General features: G+C 58.7%; 24 protein-coding genes and 2 pseudogenes. 12 read left to right on the top strand and 14 right to left on the bottom strand.

Going from position 1 to position 24237, the window contains the following annotated elements; translation table 11 throughout:
* Positions 1 to 209 precede the first annotated feature (209 nt).
* Entirely contained in the window at positions 210 to 1112 is a 903-nt protein-coding gene (locus GKZ67_RS05995; protein ID WP_173241558.1) for an alpha/beta hydrolase, read from the bottom strand.
* A 238-nt stretch (positions 1113 to 1350) separates the two neighbouring features.
* On the opposite strand from GKZ67_RS05995, the gene GKZ67_RS05990 reads away from it, so the two are divergent.
* Positions 1351 to 2688, top strand: coding sequence for a DUF5103 domain-containing protein (locus tag GKZ67_RS05990; RefSeq protein ID WP_173241557.1), 1338 nt, complete (start codon positions 1351 to 1353; stop codon positions 2686 to 2688).
* Between the two features lie 239 nt (positions 2689 to 2927).
* Complete coding sequence (locus GKZ67_RS05985) at positions 2928 to 3176, top strand: hypothetical protein (protein ID WP_151088270.1); 249 nt, start codon at positions 2928 to 2930, stop codon at positions 3174 to 3176.
* A 167-nt stretch (positions 3177 to 3343) separates the two neighbouring features.
* On the opposite strand, the gene GKZ67_RS05980 is transcribed toward GKZ67_RS05985, so the two are convergent.
* Positions 3344 to 4168, bottom strand: a complete 825-nt coding sequence (locus GKZ67_RS05980) for a polyphosphate kinase 2 family protein (protein ID WP_217278698.1) — start codon at positions 4166 to 4168, stop codon at positions 3344 to 3346.
* A 157-nt stretch (positions 4169 to 4325) separates the two neighbouring features.
* Here GKZ67_RS05980 and GKZ67_RS05975 point away from each other — a divergent pair, with 157 nt between their 5' ends.
* Positions 4326 to 5315 (top strand): membrane-binding protein, encoded by a 990-nt coding sequence (locus GKZ67_RS05975; RefSeq protein ID WP_173241555.1) that lies wholly within the window; start codon positions 4326 to 4328, stop codon positions 5313 to 5315.
* 87 nt (positions 5316 to 5402) lie between these two features.
* Positions 5403 to 6269: a DNA-formamidopyrimidine glycosylase gene (gene mutM / locus GKZ67_RS05970; RefSeq protein WP_173241554.1), complete on the top strand. Its 867-nt coding sequence runs from the start codon at positions 5403 to 5405 to the stop codon at positions 6267 to 6269.
* On the opposite strand, the gene GKZ67_RS05965 is transcribed toward mutM, so the two are convergent.
* The 3 genes from GKZ67_RS05965 to GKZ67_RS05955 form a co-directional block, all read right to left on the bottom strand.
* Positions 6225 to 6524 carry a hypothetical protein gene (locus tag GKZ67_RS05965; RefSeq protein WP_173241553.1) on the bottom strand — a complete coding sequence of 100 codons (300 nt, stop codon included), beginning with the start codon at positions 6522 to 6524 and terminating at the stop codon, positions 6225 to 6227. The genes mutM and GKZ67_RS05965 overlap by 45 nt on opposite strands.
* A gap of 169 nt (positions 6525 to 6693) precedes the next feature.
* Entirely contained in the window at positions 6694 to 8100 is a 1407-nt protein-coding gene (locus GKZ67_RS05960; RefSeq protein ID WP_173241552.1) for a radical SAM protein, read from the bottom strand.
* Positions 8101 to 8106: 6 nt separating this feature from the next.
* Positions 8107 to 8568, bottom strand: coding sequence for a hypothetical protein (locus GKZ67_RS05955; protein WP_173241551.1), 462 nt, complete (start codon positions 8566 to 8568; stop codon positions 8107 to 8109).
* A 595-nt stretch (positions 8569 to 9163) separates the two neighbouring features.
* Between GKZ67_RS05955 and GKZ67_RS25020 the strand changes: the two are divergent.
* Positions 9164 to 9607, top strand: a pseudogene (locus GKZ67_RS25020) (IS1 family transposase).
* A 27-nt stretch (positions 9608 to 9634) separates the two neighbouring features.
* On the opposite strand, the gene GKZ67_RS05940 reads toward GKZ67_RS25020, so the two are convergent.
* From GKZ67_RS05940 to GKZ67_RS05915, 6 genes are all read right to left on the bottom strand, one after another.
* Positions 9635 to 10018, bottom strand: a complete 384-nt coding sequence (locus tag GKZ67_RS05940; protein ID WP_254245083.1) for a putative toxin-antitoxin system toxin component, PIN family — start codon at positions 10016 to 10018, stop codon at positions 9635 to 9637.
* A 28-nt stretch (positions 10019 to 10046) separates the two neighbouring features.
* On the bottom strand, positions 10047 to 10292 hold the full coding sequence (locus tag GKZ67_RS05935; RefSeq protein ID WP_173241550.1) for a hypothetical protein: 246 nt from the start codon (positions 10290 to 10292) through the stop codon (positions 10047 to 10049).
* Positions 10293 to 10482: 190 nt separating this feature from the next.
* Positions 10483 to 11103, bottom strand: coding sequence for a tetratricopeptide repeat protein (locus GKZ67_RS05930; protein ID WP_173241549.1), 621 nt, complete (start codon positions 11101 to 11103; stop codon positions 10483 to 10485).
* A 196-nt stretch (positions 11104 to 11299) separates the two neighbouring features.
* On the bottom strand, positions 11300 to 11779 hold the full coding sequence (locus GKZ67_RS05925) for a hypothetical protein (RefSeq protein ID WP_173241548.1): 480 nt from the start codon (positions 11777 to 11779) through the stop codon (positions 11300 to 11302).
* A 26-nt stretch (positions 11780 to 11805) separates the two neighbouring features.
* On the bottom strand, positions 11806 to 12561 hold the full coding sequence (locus GKZ67_RS05920; RefSeq protein ID WP_173241547.1) for a prolipoprotein diacylglyceryl transferase: 756 nt from the start codon (positions 12559 to 12561) through the stop codon (positions 11806 to 11808).
* Positions 12562 to 12788: 227 nt separating this feature from the next.
* Entirely contained in the window at positions 12789 to 13787 is a 999-nt protein-coding gene (locus GKZ67_RS05915; RefSeq protein ID WP_173241546.1) for an aldo/keto reductase, read from the bottom strand.
* A 180-nt stretch (positions 13788 to 13967) separates the two neighbouring features.
* On the opposite strand from GKZ67_RS05915, the gene GKZ67_RS05910 reads away from it, so the two are divergent.
* The 4 genes from GKZ67_RS05910 (at position 13968) to GKZ67_RS05895 (ending at position 16847) form a co-directional block, all read left to right on the top strand.
* The gene (locus GKZ67_RS05910) at positions 13968 to 14402 is read left to right on the top strand and encodes a hypothetical protein (RefSeq protein WP_173241545.1); all 435 of its coding nucleotides are present in this window, start codon (positions 13968 to 13970) and stop codon (positions 14400 to 14402) included.
* 129 nt (positions 14403 to 14531) lie between these two features.
* Positions 14532 to 15224: an SCO family protein gene (locus tag GKZ67_RS05905; RefSeq protein ID WP_173241544.1), complete on the top strand. Its 693-nt coding sequence runs from the start codon at positions 14532 to 14534 to the stop codon at positions 15222 to 15224.
* Positions 15225 to 15342: 118 nt separating this feature from the next.
* Positions 15343 to 15774: a c-type cytochrome gene (locus GKZ67_RS05900; RefSeq protein ID WP_173241543.1), complete on the top strand. Its 432-nt coding sequence runs from the start codon at positions 15343 to 15345 to the stop codon at positions 15772 to 15774.
* A 284-nt stretch (positions 15775 to 16058) separates the two neighbouring features.
* A complete protein-coding gene (locus GKZ67_RS05895) occupies positions 16059 to 16847 on the top strand; it encodes an enhanced serine sensitivity protein SseB C-terminal domain-containing protein (protein ID WP_254245213.1) in 789 nt (262 codons plus the stop codon).
* Positions 16848 to 16934: 87 nt separating this feature from the next.
* On the opposite strand, the gene GKZ67_RS05890 is transcribed toward GKZ67_RS05895, so the two are convergent.
* On the bottom strand, positions 16935 to 17492 hold the full coding sequence (locus tag GKZ67_RS05890) for a DUF2062 domain-containing protein (RefSeq protein ID WP_173241541.1): 558 nt from the start codon (positions 17490 to 17492) through the stop codon (positions 16935 to 16937).
* A 126-nt stretch (positions 17493 to 17618) separates the two neighbouring features.
* Here GKZ67_RS05890 and GKZ67_RS05885 point away from each other — a divergent pair, with 126 nt between their 5' ends.
* From GKZ67_RS05885 to GKZ67_RS05875, 3 genes are all read left to right on the top strand, one after another.
* A complete protein-coding gene (locus GKZ67_RS05885; protein ID WP_173241540.1) occupies positions 17619 to 18578 on the top strand; it encodes a YihY/virulence factor BrkB family protein in 960 nt (319 codons plus the stop codon).
* Positions 18579 to 18711: 133 nt separating this feature from the next.
* The gene (locus GKZ67_RS05880; RefSeq protein ID WP_173241539.1) at positions 18712 to 19923 is read left to right on the top strand and encodes a DEAD/DEAH box helicase; all 1212 of its coding nucleotides are present in this window, start codon (positions 18712 to 18714) and stop codon (positions 19921 to 19923) included.
* Positions 19902 to 20147, top strand: coding sequence for a DbpA RNA binding domain-containing protein (locus GKZ67_RS05875; RefSeq protein WP_173241538.1), 246 nt, complete (start codon positions 19902 to 19904; stop codon positions 20145 to 20147). Before GKZ67_RS05880 ends, GKZ67_RS05875 begins: the two co-directional genes overlap by 22 nt.
* Positions 20148 to 20213: 66 nt before the next feature.
* Here the strand turns inward: GKZ67_RS05875 and GKZ67_RS05870 are convergent.
* Positions 20214 to 22501: pseudogene (locus GKZ67_RS05870) on the bottom strand (GH92 family glycosyl hydrolase).
* Positions 22502 to 22587: 86 nt separating this feature from the next.
* Positions 22588 to 24069: a sialate O-acetylesterase gene (locus tag GKZ67_RS05865; protein ID WP_173241537.1), complete on the bottom strand. Its 1482-nt coding sequence runs from the start codon at positions 24067 to 24069 to the stop codon at positions 22588 to 22590.
* Positions 24070 to 24237: the final 168 nt, after the last annotated feature.

The following is a 24237-nucleotide window of genomic DNA, read 5'->3' as shown; positions in this document are numbered from 1 at the left end:
ACAGAGCTCACTCAAACCTACAATGCTACCTGCAAATTACTGGCAGCATTTTGATTGTGATTAATCAGAGATGTTGCAAGCAATGACAATTAAGCCATAGTATTGAATATTGACTCCTCCTTCCAGCAAGTGGGTAAAATAGGAGTGGCGCAGCATATATAAAGAAATCGGCCGGCAAATACCTGCGCGCTCGACAGCCAGTGCCGAGCTTAGAGCCTGTCTAGGAAAGCGAAAATTTTCTGGTAAGCGTCTTTCAGCTCATTCGCACTGGGGCTATGCTGGCCTTCGGGCACAAACAGCACTTCATTTTTCTTCGGCTCCTGTTTGAGCAGCGCCACGAATTTTTCAAACGTTACGGGCGGAACCTGGTCGTCCTTACCACCTTGCCAGATAAAAAAGGGTGGGTCGTTTTTATCGAAATACGTGATGGGCTCGAATTTGCGGATGTATTCTTTAGGCGCATAGTCGGTAGTTTCCGGGAAAAGCGCGACGCCGATTGCCTTCATTACCGGCACGTCGTTGCTCATAAACACTTTCTCGACTACGTCCAGGCCATCGACCGGCCCCGAAAAATTAACTACGGCGGCAATTTTAAGGCCGCTGGATAATTTAAGCGGATAAGTCGGGTCGTTGGCCGTTACCGCTACCAGGCTGGCAATGTGCGCCCCGGCCGAAAATCCCGAAACCACTATCTTATCCAGGTTCAGCCGATAAGTTGCGTTATTGGCTTTTAAAAAATTCAGGGCGTACGTTAAATCTTCTGAGGCAATGGGAATACCGCGTTTGATACGATAATTCATATTCACCACATTCAGTCCTTTTTTCAAATACGGCTGAATGTATCTTTCCTCTTTCGACTTGTCGCTCACATAATACCCGCCGCCGTGCAGGAAAACGATGGTCAGGTTTTTATTTCCCAGCTTCTGTGCGTCCTTGGAAAGATAAATGTCCATCGTTTCTTCCTTATCGGTGCCATAGGCTACATCCTTGGTTATTGAATAAGTCGTTGTTAGCTGCTCGGGGGTTTTATCAGCCAGCGAAGCCAGCTTAGGCGTGCAGGCACTTACGGCCAACGAAATAGCGAAGCTGAGAGAGAGGATATTCTTGTTCATGGAAAGGCTATGCGCTGGGTCGTAGAAAGGTAGACCTCAGCCGTTTTCAAGCTACCGGGGCGGGCAGGTACCGGGTGCCACGAATATAAGGGCCGATTCCCTAGCCAGGAGTTGGGCCTGGGCGCCAGCCACCAGCAGGGGCAGCCTGCAGGCGCCCGGCCCGGCAACTGAATGGGCCGTGCGTAACGTTGTAGTATCGTTCAACGGCTCGTGAAGCAACGCTTCGCGCTACTACCTTATGCGTTTTCGTCTTCTTTGCCTTTCGGTGCTGGCTACGGCCTGCGTGCCCCTGGGCACTCCCATCACCAACCCCAACCTGCCTGCCAGCCAGCAGCAGAAACCCGCCGAGTATTACGCTGACCGCACCCTGCGCTACCAGGACTACATCTATGACCCCAGCGTGCGCAGCGTGCAGTGCTACGTACCCACCGGGCAGGCCAACGGCATCTTCAACCCGCCCATTGTGCCCCTGAGCCAGGACCAGCCCGTGACGCTGGAGTTTGACGTGCTGGGCGAGCAGGCGCCGCGCCTCACGGCCAAGCTTATTCACTGCGACCTGAACTGGACGCCCTCCCAGCTCACCGACATGCAGTTTTTGAGCGAGATAAACGAGTTTACGCTCACAAATTACCAGACTTCCGTTAATACCAAGACGCCCTACTACCACTACACCCTGCAGGTGCCCCGCGTAAAAATCAGCGGCAACTACCTGCTGCTGGTGCAGAATCAGGCGGGCGTGCCGCTGGTTTCGCGCCGGATGCTGGTGTATGAAAATCAGGTAGTTGCTACGCTCCAGCAAGGTATTCCGGCCGGCGGCCTGGATGCCCGCTATGCTTATCAGCAGCTCGATTTTATCATCAACTACAGCGCCGTGGAGCTGGTGAACCCGGCCGCCGAGGTGAAGGTGGTGCTGCGCCAGAACTACCGCTGGGACAATGCCCACTACAACCTCGCGCCCACCTTCGTGCGCGATGCCGAGCGCCGGCTCGAATACCAGTATATCAACTACGAGAACGCCTTTCCGGGCCTGAGTGAATATAGGTATTTTGATATGCGTTCACTACAGGCCAACGGCCTGGGGGTGTCACGACTGCTGCGCCAGACCAACCCCGTGCAGGTAGAGTTGATGGAAGAAACGACCCGCAATGGCCTCACCTATAATCAGTACATTGATGCTAACGGTCAGCGCGTATTCGAAAACCGGGAGTATGGCAACGGCGCCTACAACGGCGACTATGCCCAGGTAACGTTCAACCTAAAAGCGCCGCAGCCTGCGCCCGGTCCGGTGTACGTATTCGGGGCCCTCAGCGACTGGCAGCTGCGCGATGAGTTCCGGCTGACGTACGACTCGACGCAGCAGCGCTACACTGGCCGCGCACTACTCAAGCAGGGGTATTACAACTACAGCTATGCCGTGGCCCCCAGGCGGGCAGGCGGCGTGCCCGATGAAGTATACTTCGAAGGCACCCATACCGAAACGGAGAATTTCTACGACCTGCTGGTATACTACCGCCCGCCGGGCACCCGTACCGACCTGCTCATCGCCTACCAGGCCCTCGACCTCAATAAGCGCTAAGCACCGGCTGCCCTCGCCATAAAGCCGTGTTACCCGCAATCCGGGCGGCACGGCTTTTGCGTATATCGTCCCGAATTACTAACAAATGTTAGCCAAATAAATTAGCACTCAAGTACTTAAACCCCGCCTTCTTTAATTAGACTTAATTTCACGCTTTTAGCCTACTAAATCACGGAATATTAGGCTAGATTTTTCTTGCCAAAATTTTTAGCTTAGCAATCTTTTTTGTATCTTTGGCTATGCGTAAGACCCAGCTCCCGACCCCTCTGCCCGTGCAGCAGTTTGCCCGCTGCATCGACGACACTGCCCGCCCCACCGGCTACATTGGTGACTGGCCCCAGGCCGGCCGGGTGTACCCGGTGCGGGTGCTGCCCCATGTGCGCACCGGCAAAAAGCAGGTGCACGTACTAGGCTTTTATGCCGAGCGGCCCTACGGTGCCTTTGCAGCCCACCGCTTTGAGGAAGTAGCTACCCTGTGGATGAACTAGCGCCGTTGCCAAAGACGGCAGCCCGCCCCAGCCAAGTTGTACGCAGGCTTACAAACCGCGCTAAGGCTGAATAGTCAACAATGCTGCGGGTTGATTAACCGGAGTAACAGCAAGAGCCCGCTGCACTAAGTGCAGCGGGCTCTTGCTGTTACAATATCTTACTTTATCTATATTATCACCTGCGCGGCTACGTCGAACGTGGCGGCTGGTGGCTTGGGGTGCATTTCGGCCAGCGCAGCCACTACGATTTCGGCAATGGCCAGGTCACGGGCCCGCTTGTCGTTGGCGGGTATCACATACCACGGGCATTCGGCCGTGGAGGTAGCGGCCAGGGCCTCTTGGTAAGCGACCTGATAGCCCTCCCACAGCTGCCGCTCCTTAAGGTCGCCGGGCTCAAATTTCCAGCGCTTCTTGGGGTTGTCTAGGCGGGCCTGCAGGCGGGTAGCCTGCTCTTCTTTCGATATATGCAGAAAAAACTTCAGTATCCGGGTACCGCTGTGGGTGAGCAGCTGCTCAAAATGGACAATATCCTGGTAGCGCTGTTGCCAGACGAAGGGCTCGACGAGCCCATGCACCCGCGTTACCAGCACGTCTTCGTAGTGTGAGCGGTTGAACACGCCGATGTGCCCCCGCCCCGGCGTACGCTGGTGGATGCGCCACAGAAAATCGTGATTCAGCTCCTCGCTGCTGGGCTGCTTAAATGCCGCTACTTCAACGCCGGCCGGGTTTACGCCCGTGAGCAGTACCCGAATGGCTCCGTCCTTCCCACCCGTGTCCATGGCCTGAAACACCAGCAGCAGGCTACGGTGGTGTTCGGCATAGAGCTTTTCCTGGTAGTCGCTAAGCTGTTCGCGTAGCTCATCCAGGCGCTTATCGACCTTCTTTTTGTGGTCAAATGGCTCATTATTAGCCGGGTCGATATCGGCAAGGCGCAGAGGTTTGCCGGGCTGCACAAGCACGGCGGGCGTAGTAGCGGAGGGGGCAGATGCCATAGAAAAGTGACAAAAAAAACGGCCAATAACAGCCGCCGGTTTATTAAACGAAAAAGCACGTTGGCAACGTTGTATAAATAAGCTGCTGGCTGCCAACAGCCGTTCTTTCTGGCGCTGAATTTGCACTTTCCAGCTGTCTCCATCCTGACTTTTCGCCATGACTAATCTTCCCCGCTTTTTTCGTCGGCTGGCCGTTACGCTCGGGCTGCCGACCCTGCTGCTGGGCACAGTAGCCTTGCCCCCTAATGCCCAGGCCCAGACCCTCGCCACTGACGTGCCGGCCAGCCAGGCCGAAGGCATCATCCGCGAGATTACCGATGCCGTGGGCTTGCAGCCGCGCTTCGAGCTGCGGGCTACTACCCAGGTCGATAATGCGGCCGCCGTGGTGTACGATGGCCGCCGCTACCTGCTTTATAACCCGAAGTTTCTGGCGGCCGTGAACCGGGCCGGCCACACCGATTGGGCCGGCATCAGCATTCTGGCCCACGAAATGGGCCACCATCTCAACGGCCACACCCTGCGCGCCGGGGGCTCGCAGCCGCAGGATGAGCTGGAGGCCGATGAGTTCTCCGGCTTTGTGCTGCGCCGCCTCGGGGCCAGTCTGGCCCAGGCCCAGGCGGCAATGGCCGCCGTGTCGCCCGAGGCGAGCTCGGCTACGCACCCTGGCCGCGCCCCGCGCCTGGCCGCCATCAGCCGGGGCTGGAACCGCGCCACGGCCCAGATTGTGGCCAGCACCCAGGCCGGCACTTCGCAGCCCTCCGCACAGCCTATCGCTATTGCACCCCGTCCGGTGCAGCTCAGCGCCCCGGCCAGCTACGAAGACGCGGCAGAGTCAACTCCTGTGGCCCTGGCCAGCAGCACCAGCGCGGCCCCGGTGCGCGTGGTAGGTCAGCTTACTTTTCGCGACAACCCCGAGGTGCCTTTTTACCTCACCAGCTCGCTGAATGTAGTGCGCCTGGCCGATGAAAGCAGCGCCGCCGAGGATAACGCAGTGCGCGATGCCGAAGTAGTGGGCCACCTGCGCCGCACCGGCAACGCGGCCTTTCCCTTCGTACTCGAAGACGGACAGCAGCGCCCGCTGTTTGTAACTCCCCGCGGCGACGTGTATAACCAGGCCGGCCAGCGCGTAGCCAAGCTGCACGACTAAAATCAGTGAGCAGTTAGTAGTGAGCAGTGAACAATGAGCCTGGCCTCAACTGTTCACTGCTCACTACTAACTGCTCACTGATTTATAATGCCCGAATTACCCGAAGTCGAAACCTATCGCCGCTTTATCGATGAGGTGGCCGTGGGCCAGACGATTACCGGCCTTGAGGTGCGCGACGCCCACGTGCTGGCCGTGCCCGAAGACGAGCTGCGCACCGCCCTGCTGGGCCGTACCATCACGGGCACCGGCCGGCTGGGCAAAAACTGCTTTCTAAAGCTGGATAACAGCCGCCTGCTGGTGCTGCATTTTGGCATGACCGGCGACATTGGCGCCTACCGCGACGAAGCCGACGCCCCGCGCTTTACCCGCGTAGCCTGGCAGCTGAGCGACTCGGGCTTAAATCTCGCGTTTATTGACCCGCGCAAGTTTGGCCGCATCCGGCTGGCCGATAGTGTCGAAGCCTACCAGAAAGCCAAAAAGCTAGGCCCCGACGCGTTGCAAATAACCGCCGCCGAGCTGCACCAGAAGCTCAGCCGCCGCAAGGTGTTTGTAAAGCCGCTGCTGCTCGACCAAAGCCTCACCGCCGGCCTCGGCAACTGGATAGTGGACGAGGTATTATTCCAGGCTAAGATTCACCCGGAGCGCGCTGGCGCCTCACTAGTAGTGACCGAAACCGAGGCCCTGCACGCGGCTATACAAGAGGTACTTAACACTGCTATTCAACACGAAGCCAACTACAAGCATTTCCCGAAGAAATTCCTGATTCATGCCCGCGAATGGGACGACTCGGCCACGCCGGGCAGCGATGCCCATACGTTTTGCCCGCGCCATGCGAGAGTAAAAATTGAGAAATATTATGTCGGCGGGCGAGCCACTTACACCTGCCCAAAATGCCAGCCTGCGCCAGTTTCAATGCATATTACCGAGGCTGCCCCCAAAAATAAAAATGCCTGAACACGCCCCAAATCCGATAATGAGCACTAGCAGCATACTTAAAAGATAAGGCGCTGGCCCCACTTTGTCAGGACCTTGACCAATATGCGTTAAAGCCAGTACCAGATTCACCAGTGCCTGACCCAGATAGATGAAGCCAAACATGAAAAGGGCAGAATCAGCATTAACTTTTGTAGCTAGCCCCAGCACAATAGCGGTAGTCAACAAAATCAACAGATTATTGCGAATAATGCTGTTAAAAGTGGGCTTTTTCATCAGCTGGCAAGGCTACGTTTAATTTGTACATTCTTGGCTATCAACTAAGTAAGTCGCCGCACATACTCCAATCTATTAGTAATAGAACCAGGCCAATAAGCAGGATTATCAAACAACCGTTTCATTCAGGCTTATTAGATGATACGCTATTATTTCCAGCTGTTTTCCATTAGATAATTCCTAGGCGCTCACCGCGTAGCTCTTCCAGCCGCGCCAGCTTTTCCTGGTCGCGGTAAAAAATATTCATCGTTTCGAACGGAATAATTTTCAGGTCCTTGCTCACGATGTGCACGCAGGATTTTTTCACGGCCCGCACGTCGAAATTCCAGGCGTCCATGAATTGCAGAATAATTATCCGGAATAAATTATCGTAGCCCAGATTGGGTGCCGACACCTGCGGCAGGCAGCATAGCAGCTGGTTGATTTCGGGCACTACCGTATCTACCGTATTGGCGGTGCTAAATAATTTCAGCATATGCTGGCGCAGGCGCGGGTCGCGCTCGTACACAATGGTATTGCCCCCGCTCTGGAGCAGGTCGGCGGGGTCGACGTAGCGGGTGAGCGGGAAAACTTCGCCGTCGATTTTGAGCGCGTAGGCCATCGCCAGCGCGTCGGGATTGCAGGGCACGGGCAGCAGGTCGGCGGCCGTGAAAACCGGGCTTTGGTCGATGATGCCCTGGCGCACTTCGGTGAGCGAAAACGAGTCGGTTTCGGGGTTAAAATTGTCGAGCCGGCCAGCGGCCTGCGTGGGCTGAAACGTAACGCCGCGCACGCAGCGCTGCTTCAGCGCGTAGTCGATAATGTCGCCCATCTCATCGTCGTTCAGCCCTTTTTGCAAGGTCACGACCAGGGTGGTGCTGAGGTTGTATTTATTTAGATTAGCAATTGCCTGCTGGCGCACTTCGCGCAGGTCGCGGCCGCGCATGGTGAGCAGCACGTTTTCGCGGAACGAGTCGAACTGCAAATACACCTCGAATGCGCCCGCGTAGGTGGCCAGCCGCGCTACAAACGCCTCATCCTTGGCTAGCCGCACGCCGTTGGTATTCACCATCAGGTGCTTGATAGGCTTGCGCTTGCACATATCCAGAATTTCCCAGAACTGCGGGTGCAGCGTGGGCTCGCCGCCCGAAATCTGTACCACGTCGGGCTCGCCTTCGTTGGCCACTACTAGGTCGAGCATCGCCTCTATTTCTTCGAGCGTGCGGTGGCGGCCGTAGGTGGGGCTGCTTTCGGCGTAGCAGGTGGGGCAGGTGAGGTTGCAGCGGTCCGTCACCTCAATTACGGTGAGGCAGGAATGCTGCTCGTGGTCGGTGCAGAGGCCGCAGTCGTAGGGGCAGCCGTAGTGCGTAGCCATGTTGAAGCGGCGCGGCGTCTCGCTGGGCTTCACGTAGTTGCGGATGCTTTTATAATACTCAATGTCAGTGGCGATGCGCACCTTTTGCCGCCCGTGCTCAGGGCAGCGCTTGAGCATGAACACGTTGCCGTCCTCAAATACAATCTTGGCTTCAATGCGCCTCAGGCACTGCGGGCACAGGCTCAGGGTGAAGTCGTAGTAGATGTAGGGACGTTCGGGCATGATAGATTAGGCAGTGAGATGCTTGGTCAAAAGGCTTTTTTCTTCCTCAGTGAGCTGGTCAGTGCGCAAGTAAATGGTAGCTTTATCAGGCAGTTTTAAGGCATAATAACCTGCTTGAAGTCTGATGCTTTTGAATATTTTAAATTGAATTATTGATTCAGCGTCATCTTCTTGAAATTTTAATCTTCCCTCCTCCACCTGCACTGTAAAATTGAGTAGTTGAAATAGTGTTGGCCGAAGAGCAATAATCAGGAGTGGCTTAAGCGTGTAGTAAATACCATACAAGAAACAGAAGCCTCCGTACGCGACCATTGACCTATGCGCATTGAAGTAAAATTGCACTCCCGTGCCAATTATAAGCGGCCCACCAATCAAGCGCATTATTTTAATCCAAGTTGTCTGGCCTAAGTAATACTCACGCAAAAACAGTCTAATACGTTCTGATTTACTTAGTATTTGCTGTGACATGTCTGTTTTAAAAAGACTTCTTAAGTTGCTAAGTACCAATTGGTAAATAGTTTATGTTAAAAAAGAACGTCATGCTGAACGCAGTGAAGCATCTCTACCGCGTAACCAACTCTAAACGTTGAGATTACTCTCGTGATAGAGATGCTTCGACAAGCTCAGCATGACGTTCTTGATACCCTAAACTAATTAGCGACGGGTACTTACGTCAATTTCTTTTGAATATTTTTCTATTCTTTCCATGCTATTAAAACACTATTACTGTAAAATCAAAATTACGGCGGTGGTCTATTATAGGGTGTTTTCCGTATAAGGCTGATGGTCACAACAATTCATTATTGTGCAAAATGCACCAGCGACCAACTTCGCCGCAACGGTAGCAAGCAAGGGCAGCCGAAATACCAGTGCAAAGCCTGCGGCTACCAAGGGCTGTTCGTGCCGGCTGCTGTTCGCAAAGCTGCCCAATACGCGCAGGTCGATGCCCTATTGCTAGAGCGCAATTCGCAACGCAGCATTGCGCGGGTAACTGGCGTAGCACGCAGGACGATTGCCAAGCGGATAAAAAAAAGCAGTCCTGCCAGCGCCGCCACTGCCTCGCTTGCGGCCTAAAAAGGCGCAGAAAAAACGGTGGGAAGCCCTGGAATTAGATGAGAGGTGGACGTTTGTAGGGTGTAAGAGGCGAAAGGTCTGGCTGTGGCTAGTCGTAGAACGTGCTAGCCGGCGTATTGTCGGCTGGACGTTGGGTAGCCGGGGCGAAGCCCCACTGCGACGCTTGTGGGCAGCCTTGCCACGGCGCTACCGCCGCCCCTGTTGGTAGTTCACGGACCTCTGGAAAGCCTACGCCAAGGTGTTGCCCCGCTGGCAACACCGACCCTGCCCAAAAGGCGAAGGGCAAACTAGCATCGTCGAAGCCCTCAACTGTTCGCTCCGCCAGCGCTGTGGCGTATTGGGGCGAAAGTCCTGTTCTTTCAGCAAGTCGCTCGCTATGCACACGGCGCGCATTAAACTCGTCATTGATAATTATAACCTCACCCTCAAATAGACCACCGCCAAAATTACTAACGTGCTATTATAGAGACAGTAATCCCCGAAATACTTCCGTATCCACCACCGCTACCTTTGGAAACTCAATTGCCCGCAACGGCAGAAAGTCGCGGTCGTGGCTGACGATGCACACGGCATTGGCGGCAATGGCACAGTCCACGAATTTATTGTCGTCGGGGTCGTGTAGCAGGTTGAAGCGAAAGCGCGGCGTAACGCGCTCCAGATTTGCCAGATTTTCCAGCGTCATCATCGTATCATAGAAATACTGGTCGCCCATTTGCCGGGCTATTATCTCACCATATTCCAGTAGAATTTCCGTAGTTACGCACAGCGTAAAACGCTTATCCAGCAGGGCATCAAAAAACCCAGCGATAACGGGAGCGCGGCGAGATGGAAACGAGCAGCACATTGGTATCCAGCACAATCTTGAGCATGGCTTATTGTGGCTGAGGCGGCGAACTACTACGCATTTTGGTGCGTAGAAATTCTTCCATTGTGTCGTCAGTCCATCCTTTTTCTTTCCAAACCTGGTCGGCACGACGGGTCAGCTTTTCGGCAAAATACCGCGCTAGCAAATGCTTAATCTCTACTAAGTCTGCCTCAGGCAAGTCGCGCGAATAAAGTCGTAGCAACTCCAATTGCAGATTGCTGAAGCGGGGCGAAGTTTCGGGAATCGGTTGCATAGCGTTTCTCACTAAATTAAACGGCCTAATGTACTTCCAACGCGGCACTTGCCTCACGAGTGCCCTGCCGCCACCACCCCAAACATAATACCCCAGCCCCGCCACGCAATCCCACTGTATCGCCGTGAGGCCCAGGCCCGGCAGAGATTCAGAGACGCCACCAGCTGGCAGGGAAGCCGCTTGGCCCGCCTTACCGCAAGGCTTGCTGCACTTCATAGGCGGTTATCTGGTGTGGATAATTGGCGTAATAAATATTATCCTCATTGAGGCGATACCCTTTGGCAAGTGCTTGCCCAGCAGTGTGCAGGTACTGGCTTGCCTGCTGTATATTGCCCAGCTTGCGGTAAGTTAAGCCTAGGTAATAATTTGCTTCCGGATGGTTGGTATATTGCTGCAGGCACTGCTTTAAGTATGCTGTAGCCTGCGCGTATTTTTTTAGCTCAAACGCTAAAACGCCTGCATAAAAAAGGGTATTGAAATGCACGTCGCCCTTGCCCGCAGCACCTTTTTGCAGGCGCATATCCTGCTGAAAATCAGCTTCGGCCAAGGCATAGTTTTTTAATTCCAAATTACTTATGCCCTCGAAGAAAGGATACGTATGGTCCATTTCCCGGCCGGCCGGGTTGATGCGTGCCGCACCTTGAAAATCAAGAATTGCTCCTTCGTAATCTTTAGTAAAAATGCACTTAAGAAAACCCCGGTAAGCTAACCAGCGCGGTGGGTCCAGGGCCACGGCTTTGTTTTCCAGCGCAAACGCCTCCTCGTAGCGGCCATCTTTGATGAGTGGCACGGCCTTTTGCTGATACGCCACGGCAATGTTGGGGCAGATAGCAATCAGGCTGTCGCAGTACTGCGTCCAGCGGGGGTCGTTGTAGCTAAACCGCTGCGCACCCCGGTCGATATACCGGGCTATTAGCGTATCCTGATACTGCCGATTGGTGCAATCTGCGGCTGGCTGAAGTTGCTGGCGCACCTGGGCCAGGCTCAGGCGGGCCACGGCCAGCAAGCTAAGGCACCATAGCAACGACTTCCCCATTTTTCATTTTAAAAGTCAGGTAGGCGATATAATTGACTGAACCGGGACTTTTAGCCACCTGCCACTCCGTAAGGGTTTGTAAAAATGCGTAGAGTGCCTCTACTAATTCGGGCTGAAAGACGGTCTGCTGATAGCTGGCATCCGTTTGCAGCACCTGCGTGCGCGGCAGCCGGTGGCCCGCACAGTTGATAATGAAGCGAAACGTGACGTAGCCGGTGCCGGCATACTGCTGTTTTTGTAGCTTTAAAAATGCCTGTGCCTCGCGCAGCAGCGTATCGGAACTCCGTGGATACTTGCCCTCCACGCTGTAGTAGTGCGCGACCAGTGCTTTAGAGCAGGCAGCATTTGAGATACTTGTGGTGTCCATATACTGCTGGCCGGCCACCGTAATGCGTTGACTTATTCCGGGAAAACCAGCCAGCAAAATCACCAGCAAAATCACGTATTTCATCTATTGCCAGCAAGATAGTCCGGTGCTTAGTTGCGCGCAAGAATCGGCAGCTTCCGACCCCATAGCCAAATATAGTATCCCAGCCCCGCTACGCAAGCCCACTGTATCGCCGTGAGGCCCAGGCCCGGCAGCGCCACTGTGGGCTTAAGAAATTCCACCAATAAGCGAAACAGGAGGTACGCGCTCAAAAACAGCTCGAAGCGGCGGCCATTGGGCAGCGGCTGGCGGCGCCCCAGCAGCCAAAGCAGGCAGGCCAGCAGCGCCAGAAACCCGATTTCGTACAAGTTGGTGGGGTGCCGCCGGATGCCGTCGCCAAAATCTATTCCCCAGGGCAGGCGCGTGGCAGTGCCGAAGGTGCCGTCTTCAAGGCCGCTGAAGTGGCAGCCGAGCCGGCCGATGGCCAGCCCCAGCGCCAGCGGAAATACCATGAGGTCGCCGCTGCTGGCCCGGATGCCGAGGCGCTTTTTGGTCAACTCCACCCCTATTAGGCCGCCCAGAAAGCCGCCCACGATGGTTTTGTTAGTGGTGTAATAGAGCCAGCCGCCGGGCGGGTGCAACAGCAACGCCGGGTGCTCAAGCAGGCCCAGCAGACGCGAGCCGACCAGGGCGCCGGTGGCGGCACCCACAAATATCCACTGCCGGCCCTGGTCGCTGATGCGGTCGGCAGTGCGGGCGCGCAGGGCGGTATAGAAGCGGTAGCCCAGCGAGTAGGCCAGCACCTCGCACAGCAGGTGCACAGGCAGATGGAAGTTGCCCCAGGCCAGCTCAACGGGGTAGCGCATGGGGCGCAAGGTATGTCTGAACCGCGGATTTATCGAATTACTCGGATTCGCCGGATTTTGTGGATGATTAGGGTTGTCTGAACGGCGGATTTGTCGGATTACCCGGATTTTGATGACGTGAAAAAGGCCGCCCAAGCGGGCGGCCTTTCGAAGGTGGCGGTGAGAAAGAGCCAATCGTAATCGTCACCAAAATCCGACGAATCCGACGAATCCGCGGTTCAGACAAACTACCGGCCTACCATGGCCATCATGGCTGCGGGGTAGCGGGTGCCGGCGGCGGCACCGGGCGGCAGCAGCTCATCGAGGTGGCGCAGCTCGTCGGGGCTCAGCGTCACAGTAAGCGCGCCGACGTTTTCTTCGAGGTGTTTCACGCGTTTGGTGCCGGGAATGGGCGCCAGGTCGTCGCCCTGGGCTAGCACCCAGGCCAACGCCAATTGACTGGCCGTTACGCCTTTTTGCTGCGCCAGCTCGCGCAAGTGGCTTACCAGGCGCAGGTTTTTGGCGAAGTTCTCACCCTGAAAGCGCGGTGAATGGCGGCGGTAGTCATCGGGCGCAAAGTCTTCGAAGCGCTGAATTTCGCCGGTCAGGAACCCCCGACCCAGCGGTGAATAGGGTACTAATCCTATATGCAGCTCGCGCAGCGTGGGCAGAATCTCCTGCTCCACATCGCGGCTCCACAGGCTGTACTCGGTTTGCAGCGCCGAGATGGGGTGCGTGGCGTGAGCCCGCCGGATAGTGTCGGCACCGGCTTCGCTCAAGCCCAGAAAGCGCACTTTCCCTTCTTCCACGAGCCGGCTCATGGCCCCTACTGTTTCCTCAATGGGTACGGTGGGGTCTACACGGTGCTGATAATACAGGTCGATGTGGTCGGTGCCGAGGCGCTGGAGGCTGCCCTCACAGGCCTGCCGCACATACTCAGGGCGCCCGCTTATGCCGCGCCGGCTGGGGTCGTTGGGGTCGCGCACGATGCCAAACTTGGTAGCCAGCACCACGCGCTGGCGGCGCGTTTTGTCTTCTTTGAAGAAGCGGCCCAGCAGCTCCTCGTTGGTGAAGGGACCATACATGTCGGAGGTATCGAAGAAGTTAACTTCGAGCTCCAGGGCGCGGGCCAGGGTGCGCAGGCTTTCGGCATCGTCGGGCTGGCCGTAGAAATCGGACATGCCCATGCAGCCGAGGCCGAGCGCAGAAACGCTGAGGCCGGAATGGCCTAGTTGGCGGGTTTGCATAGGAAAAAGGGAAAGGACAGGCTAGTAATTGGGGTTTTCGCGGAAGGAGACTCCGCAGCGTAACGTCAGCTATTAACTCGCAAAGTCCCTTTTTGATTTAGCAGCGGGCCGCTTACCTGCGCAGCACCTGGCGGCGCCTACGCCGCCCGAAGCCGCCGGATGCGGCCGTACCTTTGCGGCATGAAAAAACTGCTGCTTTTGCCGCTGGGTGCGGCGCTCGGATTGCTGAGCCTGGGGCTGCCGGGCTGTGGAAACAAAACCGCAACTACGACCGAAGCCGCCGCGCCCGCCCGGCAGGCCCGCGCCCTCGAAGACAGCCTGATGGCCCACCACGAGCAGGCCATGAGCCAGACTGAGCAGCTTTTTGCCCTCAAAGCCCAGCTGCTGGCGGCCAAAGTACCGGCCAACGCGCCGGTCATCAGCAAGATGCAGGCCGCCGACCACGCCATGATGACCTGGATGCACACCTACCAGGCCCCCGACAGCACCGCGCCGGCCCCCAGCGTCTGGCTTACCTGCAAGACCAGCGCAAGCAGCTCACGGGCATTGAGCACCAGCTGCGTACGGCCCTCGATTCGGCCCAGGCAACGCTGCACCGGGCTACCGCGCCCGTAGCACCCGCCGCCAAGCCGGCCCCCACGGCCAGGTAGCGTCGGGCGGGCGGCAGGCGAACGACCGGCCGCCCCGCGCGGTTTACCAAGCAGGGCCGCCCTGGTAGCCTTGCTGTTTTTTACTCCCCTTTGTATGTTCCTCAAACTTCTGCCCCTGGCAACGCTGCTGGCGCTGGCCGGCTGCGGCGCTGATGATACCACCAGCTTTGGTGCCGATGCGCAGTCTGCCAGCACCGCTACCCTACCCTACATCGGCAATTCGGAGCGGCAGGCCGTACCCGGCCACGATTCCGTGACGGTACACGCCACGGTGCCGGCCTTCCGCCTGCACGACCAGGATGGCCGGCTGGTGACCAATCAAACCCTGGCGGGCAAGGTCTATATTACCGATTTCTTCTTCGCCACCTGCCCCGGCATCTGCCCCAAAATGCAGAGCGAGCTGCTGAAAGTATATAAGCAGTACGCCGCTAACCCGAATGTGGTGTTCGTCTCGCACACCATCGACCCTGAGCACGATAGCCTGCCCGTGCTGCGCGATTATGCCCGCCGCCTGGGCGTGGCCTCGCCCACCAGCACCTGGCGCTTTGTGCGCGCCAGCCGCGATACCGCCTACGCCCTGGCCAAAGCTTACTTTACCGGGGCCATGCCCGATGCCCAGGCCCCCGGCGGCATCGCCCACGCCGGCACCTTCGCCCTCGTCGACGACCAGGGCCACGTGCGGGGCCTCTACGATGGCCTCAACCCCCAGGAAACCACTAAGCTGCTCGAAGAGCTGCCCGTGCTGCTGGCCGAAGTAAAGGCCCGACGCAGGACGGCATCTTTGTAATATATTATTTTTATTATATATTACAGATTACAGATTATTGCAAAGCTACTTTTCCCCGCTGTTAGTCAAACGTGTATGTAAGGGTGACCACGAATAACTACCAACGACCAACCGCTTTATGTCTTTCGCTACCCTTACTCCTTTCCTGCTGCTTGGCCTGCTGGCGCTGCCCGGCTGCTTCACCAATAAGGGGCACCAGGGAGAGCGCCTATACGGGCAGCACTGTGCCAGCTGCCACGGCGAGCAGGGCGAGGGCATCGGGCAGCTGGTGCCGCCGCTGGCGGGCTCCGACTACCTGGCCCGGCACCCCGGGCAGCTGGCCTGCATTGTGCGCCAGGGCTTAAAGGGGCCCATCGTGGTAAATGGCGTGGCCTACAACCAGCTGATGCTGGGCGTGCAGGATACGACCACCCACCGCAAGCTCTCGCCGGCCCAGATTACCAACCTGCTGAACTATATCGAAACGCATTGGGGCAACCACCCTGGCCCCGCCGGAGCCCGCACCATTGCGGGCACGGAGACCGAGCTGCACACCTGTGGCGAGCGCTAGGTTACCTTTGTTTCAGGCTTTGCCTGCTGAATTGCCCCTTGTGAGCTGCCGGGACTGGTTTACCCGGCACCCGCTACTGGCAATCGGCCCCTACTACCTACCAACGGACAACGAGCAACTAATTCTTATTTCCCCATGGGTCTCTTTGACTTTCTAAAAAACAAACCTGAATCGGCCCCGGCCACGCCGTCGGCCCCGCCGGCGACGAGGCCGGCGCTGCTGCCAAGACCGGCCCGCGCTATCAGGGCTCCAAGTACGTAGCCCCAATTGAGCCTGCCCCGGTGATGCCGCCCCTGTCGGGGATGCAGGCCCCGCCCCCCGTACCCGAATTCCCGTTTGAGCCGCAAAACGTGCTCGAGCACCTGCTGCTGCTGGCCCCGGTTGATGAGAATGCCCGCCCGGCGTTTTACCAGGCGCTGCTTCAGGAGAATATTCTGATGGTGCTGGCCCCCGACGAGACTATCGGCACCGGCGAAGTGCAGCTAACCGAAGGCCAGCAGATTCAGCTGCAGGTGCTGCAGGATGGCCGCCTGCCCATCTTCACTTCCGAGGCCCGGCTCAGCGATGGCAACATGGACGCCAGCGCCATTGCCTGGGTAGCGATTCCGGGCCAAGCCTTTTTTGGCATGACTCAGGGGCAGGACTGCGTGCTGAATCCTTTCTCGCCCGCCGGCAAGCTGCTGCCCGCCGCCGAGATTCAGGCCCTGCTGTCGGGCCAGCTCACCCAGGGCGGGGGCCTGCCCGCAGATGCGCAGGTAGTGCTCAGCGCCCCCGAGCTGCCCGAGGGCCTGGCCGGGTCACTGACCGAGTTTGGAGCTGGCAATGCCGACATCCGGGCCATTTACGTGGCCCAGATGCAGCTGGCCGGCGACACCAGCCAGCCTCCGCGCCTGCTGCTGGGCTTCGACACCATCAGCCACGACCCCGAGTTTATGCAGCAGCTGGGGCCGGCGCTCGAAGGCCGCACGGGCAGCTTCCAGCACGTCGATTTGATGCTGCTCGACCTGACCTCCGACGAAGGTGTGAATCCGTATTTCCGCCAGCCCGAAGTGCAGCCCCTGTACGTGGCATAAGCTCGCAACCGGTTTTCTAAACCAAGAAGGTCAGGCTGCCTGGGGCAGCCTGACCTTCTTGGTTTATTTTCCAGGGCACCGGCCCGGCTAGACTACTACGGTGGCCTGCTCCTCGGCGGCCTCCTGGCGCTTTAAAAACCTCCTGAATAGCGGCTGCAGCCCTACATAGAGCGCCAGAACTACCGGGATGGCAGCCACAAGCCAAATCATGAGGGCCCCCAGCTCGGCACGCCAGAGCAGGTGCAGTACGTGGCTCCAGCCATTCACCTTTACCATCGTTTTAATCTGGGCCATGCTGAGGTGAGCTACCTCGTGGCCGTGCCCCAGCAGCGTAGCGCCCCAGCGCAGAAAAGGCAGCAGAATAAGGATTTGCACCGGGCTCAGCAGGTGGCACACCAGCTGCATGGCCGCCACGTTGAGCCGCAGCTTTAGGGCTACGGCCGTGCTCACGAGCGTGGTGATGCCAAAGGTGGGTGCCAGCCCGAAAGCCACGCCCAGGCCCGCCGTAAGGGCCAGGCTGCTGGGCTTGAGGCCGGCCTTGAGCAAGCTCATGAAGGGGTCAATCAGGCGGCGCTGAATCCAGGTGCGGGGCGGGGGCTCGGGCAGGGCCCGCACCCCGGTGGCGGAGATGGAAGTAATAGTCATGCGTAACTAGCCCAGGGAATACGTGTTTAGTAGCGCGCCTGCCCGGTGGGCAGCCGTGCTTTCCCGACAGCCGCCCTTTGTACCGAGTCTGGCGCAAAATGTTGTCGGACCAGCAGTAAGTACCTCATGTCCAAGACCTCAACTTTACCTGGCGCTCCTTCGCGCCGCCATTTTCCGTGGTGGCTGGAGCTATGGCTGCTCCTGCGCCGCGCCGCCCGCGAGCTGGCCGCCAACGACCCGCTGCGGCTCGGCGCGGCCACGGCCTTCTTTACGTCGTTTGCGCTGCCGCCCATTCTCATCATTCTGGTGCAGCTGCTGGGCTCGGTGTACTCGGCGCACGGTGCCCGCGTGCTGCTGCTTACCAAGCTGGGCGAGCTGATTGGCAGCACCGCTACCGGCCTAGTGGGCCAGACCGTGCACAACGTGGCTCATGCCAGCCGCAACCGGGTTATTAGCTGGCTGGGCTTTGCGTTTTTAGTTTTTATTGCCACTACGCTCTTTACCATTATTCAGCACTCGCTCAACCAATTGTGGCACGTGCGGCCCCAGCGGCAGCTCAGCCAGGTATCGGTGGCTCTGCGCGAGCGGGTGCGCTCGGCGGGCGTGCTGCTGGCCACGGCGGCGCTGTCGATACTGGCTTTTTCGGCCGATGCGGCGCTGGCCATCTTCGCCGATTTTGTATCCGACTTTGACCCTACGTTTGCCTTTTACGTGCTTTGGGTGCTGAATCTGGTGGTGAGTCTGCTCATCCTGGCGGCGTGGTGTGGCTTCGTGTTCCGCACCCTGAGCGCGGCCAAAGTACCGTGGCCGGCCGTACGCCGCGGGGCCCTGCTCACGGCCGTGCTTATTGAGTTGGGCGAGCGGGTGCTGGGCCAGCTGCTGGTAGCGCGCGACCTCGGCCCCATCTACGGCCCGGCCGCCAGCTCAGTGCTGGTGTTGCTGTTTGTGTTTTACTCGGCCATGATTTTCTACTATGGCGCGGCCTTCACCAAAGCCTATGCCCACCATGTCGGCCTGGATATTCGGCCCAAGAAAACCGCCGTGCGTTACCGCCTGGTGAATGTAGCGGAGCAGCTTACTGGTTAAGTGATTAGTGGCTAACGGTTAACAGCTAGCAGTTCTGAGCGTGGCGAGTCAGCCACCGTAGGTTACCACCCAACGATAACCATCATTAATCATTAACCACTAATCATTAACCATTACTCCCGACCTTTGCCGGATGCAAGCTGACTCTGCCGTTCCGGCCTCTTTTTCTGATTTTAATCTTTCGCCTGAATTACTGCAAGGCCTGGCCGAGCTGAATTTTACCCAGCCTACGCCCGTGCAGGCACTGGTACTTCAGCCCGCGCTCGACGGGCAGGACGTGGCCGGGCAGGCGCCCACCGGCTCGGGCAAAACCGCCGCTTATGGCCTGGCAATTCTGGCTCAGGTAGACCCCGGCGCCAAAGCGGTACAGGCCATCGTGCTGGTGCCGGCCCGCGAGCTGGCGCTGCAAGTGCGCGAGGCGCTTAAAGGCCTGGGCAAATACATCCCCGCCCCCGGCCTGCGCGTGGCCGCACTCTACGGCGGCCACGCCATGCGCGACGAAGTGCAGACCTTGCAGCAGACGCCGCACATAGTAGTGGCTACGCCCGGCCGCCTGCTCGACCACCTCGAAAAGCGCAACATCATCCCTAACCAGCTGAAAGTATTGGTATTGGACGAGGTGGACAAGCTGCTCGACCTGAAGTTTCAGGAGGAAATGGCAACTATCATCAGCCGCCTGCCGCGCCGCCGTCAAACGCTGCTGTTTTCGGCTACCATGCCCGATAAGGTAATGGCGCTGGTGCGCGAATACCTCACCCGCCCCCGCATGCTCACTGCCGCCGGTGGCATCAACGGGGAGATAACCGGCGCGGCCCTGCCCGCTTCGCTTACCCTGCGCGGCCATGTCCTCAATGCCGTGGAGGATAAGCCGGCCGCGCTCTACCACCTGCTTCAGCAGCCCGAGACGGGCCAGACGCTCATCTTTGCCAACACCCGCGACAAGGTGCAGGAGCTGGCGCAGTTTCTGCGCGGCCGGGGTGTGGCGGCCGAGGTGCTGCACGGAAAGCTGCCCCAGCCCGAGCGCGACAAGGCCCTGATGAAGCTGCGTAACAACTCGGCCCAGGCGCTGGTAGCCACCGATGTAGCGGCCCGTGGCCTCGACGTGCCGGCCCTCGACACGGTTATTCAATACGACCTGCCGCACGATGCCGAAACCTTTCAGCACCGGGCCGGCCGCACGGCGCGGGCCGGCGTAGCCGGCACGGCCCACCTGCTGGCCACCCCGCCCGAGCAAGCCCGCGTGCAGGCCTGGCCCAGCGCCCAGGGTGCCCAGTGGAAGCGCCTGGTGCCGCCGCCCATGCCCCCGCCAACGCCGCCAACAAGGTGCCGCGCCCCGAAACAGTGACGCTGCACGTCACGGCCGGCAAAAAGCACAAAGTGAGCGCCCACGACCTCGTCGGCGCCTTCGTGAAAGTCGGCGGGCTTGAGCACCACACGGTGGGCCGCATCGAGGTGTTCGACTTCTATTCCTACGTGGCTGTGCCGCGCAAGCAAGCGGCTGAGCTGATAGAGAAATTGAACGGCGCCAAGATAAAGGGCGTGAAAGTGCGCGTGACGGAGGTGGCTTAAAGCAAGCTTTTTTCTATGCCCATCGTCCGCAAGCCAGGTGACTGCCTGGCTTGCGAGCGATGGGCTTTAGCGCTGCGGCGGCTTCGACATCGAAAAGGGCGCATCTTCTATCCCGATGCCCCGCGCTTTATTGGGCTGGCTGCCCATTTCAAATTCCAGGGTCGCGCCCTGCACCAATTCCCGGTGGCTGAGCCAGTTGCGGGTATATTCCTGACCATTAACAGTCAAGCGGTTGATATAACGGATTTCGGCATTATTGGCGGGCGCACTTAGTACTACATCGTGGCCGCCGGGCAGGTGGAGCGTAGCTTTCGGAAAGAGCGGCGCGCCGAGCACGTACTGGTCGGTGGCGGGGCACACCGGGTAGAAGCCCAGCGCCGAAAACACGTACCAGGCCGAGGTCTGGCCGTTGTCCTCATCGCCGCAATAGCCGTCGGGGTAGGCTGGTACAGGCGATTCAACGCTTCGCGTACCCAGTACTGGGCTTTCCAGGGCTGGCCGGCGTAGTTATAAAGATAAATCAGGTGCTGGGCGGGCTGGTTGCCATGGGCATACTGCCCCATGTGGGCCACCTGCATCTCCCGGATTTCGTGGATAACCTCCCCATAGTAGGAGGCATCGAAAGTAGGCGGCAGGGTAAATACGGTATCGAGGGTAGCCAGAAACTGCTGGCGGCCACCCATCAGGTTCATCAGGCCCTGTACATCGTGAAAGACCGACCAGGTATAGTGCCAGGCATTACCCTCAGTAAAAGCATCGCCCCACTTAAAGGGATTGAAGGGCGTCTGAAAAGTGCCGTTCTGGTTGCGGCCCCGCATCAGGCCTGTCTCTTTGTCGAAGAGCTTGCGGTAGTTCTGGCTGCGCTGCGTATAGAGGGTGATTTCCTTTTGCGGGCGCTTTAATGCCCTGGCCAGCTGCGCAATGGCAAAATCGTCGTACGCATATTCGAGGGTGCGGGCCGCGCTCTCGTTAATTTTGACATCGTAGGGCACGTAGCCGAGCTTGTTGTAATAGTCGACGCCGGCGCGCCCTACCGCCGTGAGCGGCCCGGCGTGGTTAGCATCCTTGATGAGCGCCTCGTAGAGCGTGTTGGCATCGCGGGCATCGGCGGGGCGCACGCCCTTGAGGTAGGCATCGGCCACCACGGCGGCCGAGTTGTTGCCCACCATCACGTTGCGGTAGCCGGGGCTGGCCCATTCGGGCAGCCAGCCGCCCTCGCGGTAGTCGTTGGCGAGGCCGGCCTGCATGTGGGCATTTTCCTCAGGATAAAGCAGATTCAGGAGTGGAAACAAGGCCCGGAACGTGTCCCAAACGCCCGTATCGGTGTAGAGGTAGCCGGGCAGCACCTGCCCGTTGAAGGGGCTGTAGTGCACGGGTTGGCCGGCCGCATCCAGCTCATAAAAGCGGCGCGGGAACAACAGCGCCCGGTACAGGCACGAGTAGAAGGTGCGCTGCTGCTCGGCACTGCCGCCAGCTAGTTCGACCCGGCCCAGCATCTGGTTCCAGGCGGCCTGGCCCTTTTGCTTTACTGTCTCAAAATCATCAGTACCAATCTCCTGGAGGTTGCGCTCGGCCTGCTCGGCGCTGATAAAAGAAGAGGCTACCCGGGCCTGCACCTGCTGGCCCTTTCGCGTGCGAAAGCTTACGGTGGCGCTTACGTGGTCGGCCGTGAGCTCAGCAGCCCCGGCAACGGCGGCCTTCCCATTGAATAGCTGCGCGCTGCGAAAGGGCTGGTCAAACTCTACTACGAAGTAGTTGCGAAAATTGGCGGGCACGCCACCCCGGTTTTTCGTGGTGTAGCCAATGAGGCGGTTCTGGCCCGGCAGCACTTTGATAAACGAGCCTTTATCAAGCGCATCAACGACGACGTATGCGCTGTCGGAGCGCGGAAACGTGAAGCGAAAGCGAACTGCCCGCTCTGTGGGTGTCAGCTCGGTGGTGACATCATAATCAGCCAGATAGACGCTATAATAATAAGGCCGGGCCACTTCAGCCTTATGCGAAAACCAACTGGCGCGCTCCTCTTCGTCTACTTTTAGGCGCCCCGTACCGGGCAACAGGGCAAACTGGCCGTAGTCGTTCATCCAGGGCGAAGGCTGGTGGGTTTGCTTAAAGCCCCGGATTTTGTCGGCTCCGTACTGGTAGGCCCAGCCGTTGCCCATTTTGCCGGTTTGCGGCATCCAGCAGTTCATACCCCAGGGCCGCGCAATGGCCGGGTACGTATTGCCGTTGGAAAACTCGGGCTTCGAGTCGGTGCCCATCAGCGGGTTTACCAGGTCGGCAGGGGTCTGCGCCCGGCCGACCTGGGCAGTTAACAAAACGCCCAGACCGAGCAGCACAAAGAGTTTAAGCATAGAAAGCGGGCATCTGAAACGATTAGCTTGCTCAGGACCGGTGAGCTCGCAGGCCGCGATGACCTGCGCAATACATAGTAAATTTGCTATTTTTTGCCGCTGGTAATTCCCGGCCAGGTATCGGTGCGGAAGGGCACGGCCGGCAAGCCTTCGGTATTGTACAGGTTGCCCGTCGGGTTGTCGGCCCAGTCGTAGCGCACAGCTACGGGGGCCGCCACCTGGCTGCTTTGCACAACTACCTCCGTGCCCGCCAGTCGGGCCGTGGCCCAGTAAAATATATGGTCGGCTCCGGCTACGGCAAATCCTTGCAGGGCGGGGCCACCTTTGGCCAGCAGGCCCGCGCCGGTGTGGGCAAACTTCAGGCGGACGGCCGGGCCGGCGGTGGTCATACCCACGTAAGTGGGGCCGCTGGACACCACTTTTGCGTCGCCGTATACCACATGGCGGGCTGCCAGGGCCAGGCGGCGGCCCACTTCCTGCTTGTTGTGGGGGTGAATGTCGGCCGCGTCGCCGATATCAATGGTGGTGGCCATGCCGGTGCGAGGCAGCCGCAGGGCCAGCGCCTGCGCCTCCCGCAGCTCGGCCCAGTCCGACTCGCTGGGCTGAGGCTGGGTGGGCCGCCAGTTGGCCAGCTGCACAAACAGAAAGGGCAGCTCGGTGCCCCAGTGCTGGCGCCAGTCGGCAATAAGAGCCGGAAAAAGGGTGCGGTACTGCTCGGCCCGCTCCACGTTGCTTTCGCCCTGATACCAGATTACGCCCGTGAGTGCCAGCGGCTGGAGCGGCGCAATCATGCCATTGTAGAGGGCCGTGGGCTGCATTTGGGGGCCACCTGGCAGGGAGGAGTCGGTATGGATGTCGGCAGTTTTATGCATAAAATCGGCAACCCGCGCCTCAAACTCCGGAAAATGCCGGAGGCCTTCGGCGCTAGTCCAGGCCTCGGCGGGCGTGCCGCCCCAGCTGCTCACCACCACCCCCACCGGCACCTGATACCGCTGCCAGAGATTGCGGGCAAAAAAGTAGCTCACTGCCGAAAACTGCGCCACCGTAGCCGGGCTGCATACCTGCCAGCCGCTGCCGCTCACGTCGGCCTGCGGCTGGTAGGCCACGGCCGGGCTCACGGTAAAAAACCGGATGCGCGGCCAGGTAGCCGCCGCTATTTCCTGGTCGGCCTGCTGCACGGGCTGGTAGCCGTTGGGGTTGCTATCCTTCACCTTAAACTGCATATTCGACTGCCCCGAGGCCAGCCACACATCGCCGAGCAGCACATCCGTCAGCTCCAGGGTATTCTGGCCTTTGACCGTGATAGTGTACGGCCCGCCCGCGGGCATAGCCGGCAGCGTGACCTGCCAGCGGCCGGTCGTATCGGGCGCAGTAGCCCGATAGGTCTTCCCCAGAAAGCTGACGCTGACAGCCTCGCCCGGCGCGGCCCAGCCCCAGAGCGGCAGCGGCTGATTGCGCTGCAGCACCATATGGCTGCTCACCAGCGCGGGCAGGCGTACGGTAGCGTGGGCGGCTGATAGGGCCAGGCCGGTCAGGCAGACTATAGCGGCCAGCTTATTACGAAACATAAAAATGGGAACGAAAAAAGTATGGGTGCCGCCGGGACGAAGGTCGGGCCGGTAAGTCAATTAGCTCAGGTAATTTTTAGCAAAAGCCGCTACCAGCCCGCTGGCAAAAGTCTTTTGCCGGGCGGGGCATTCAAAAACGAATACCTTGTGGGCTCGTTTCTGAAACAT

Origin of the sequence: Hymenobacter sp. BRD67 (assembly GCF_013256425.1) — a bacterium.
Classification (GTDB): domain Bacteria; phylum Bacteroidota; class Bacteroidia; order Cytophagales; family Hymenobacteraceae; genus Hymenobacter.
This window is presented reverse-complemented; position numbering and strand designations above follow the sequence as displayed.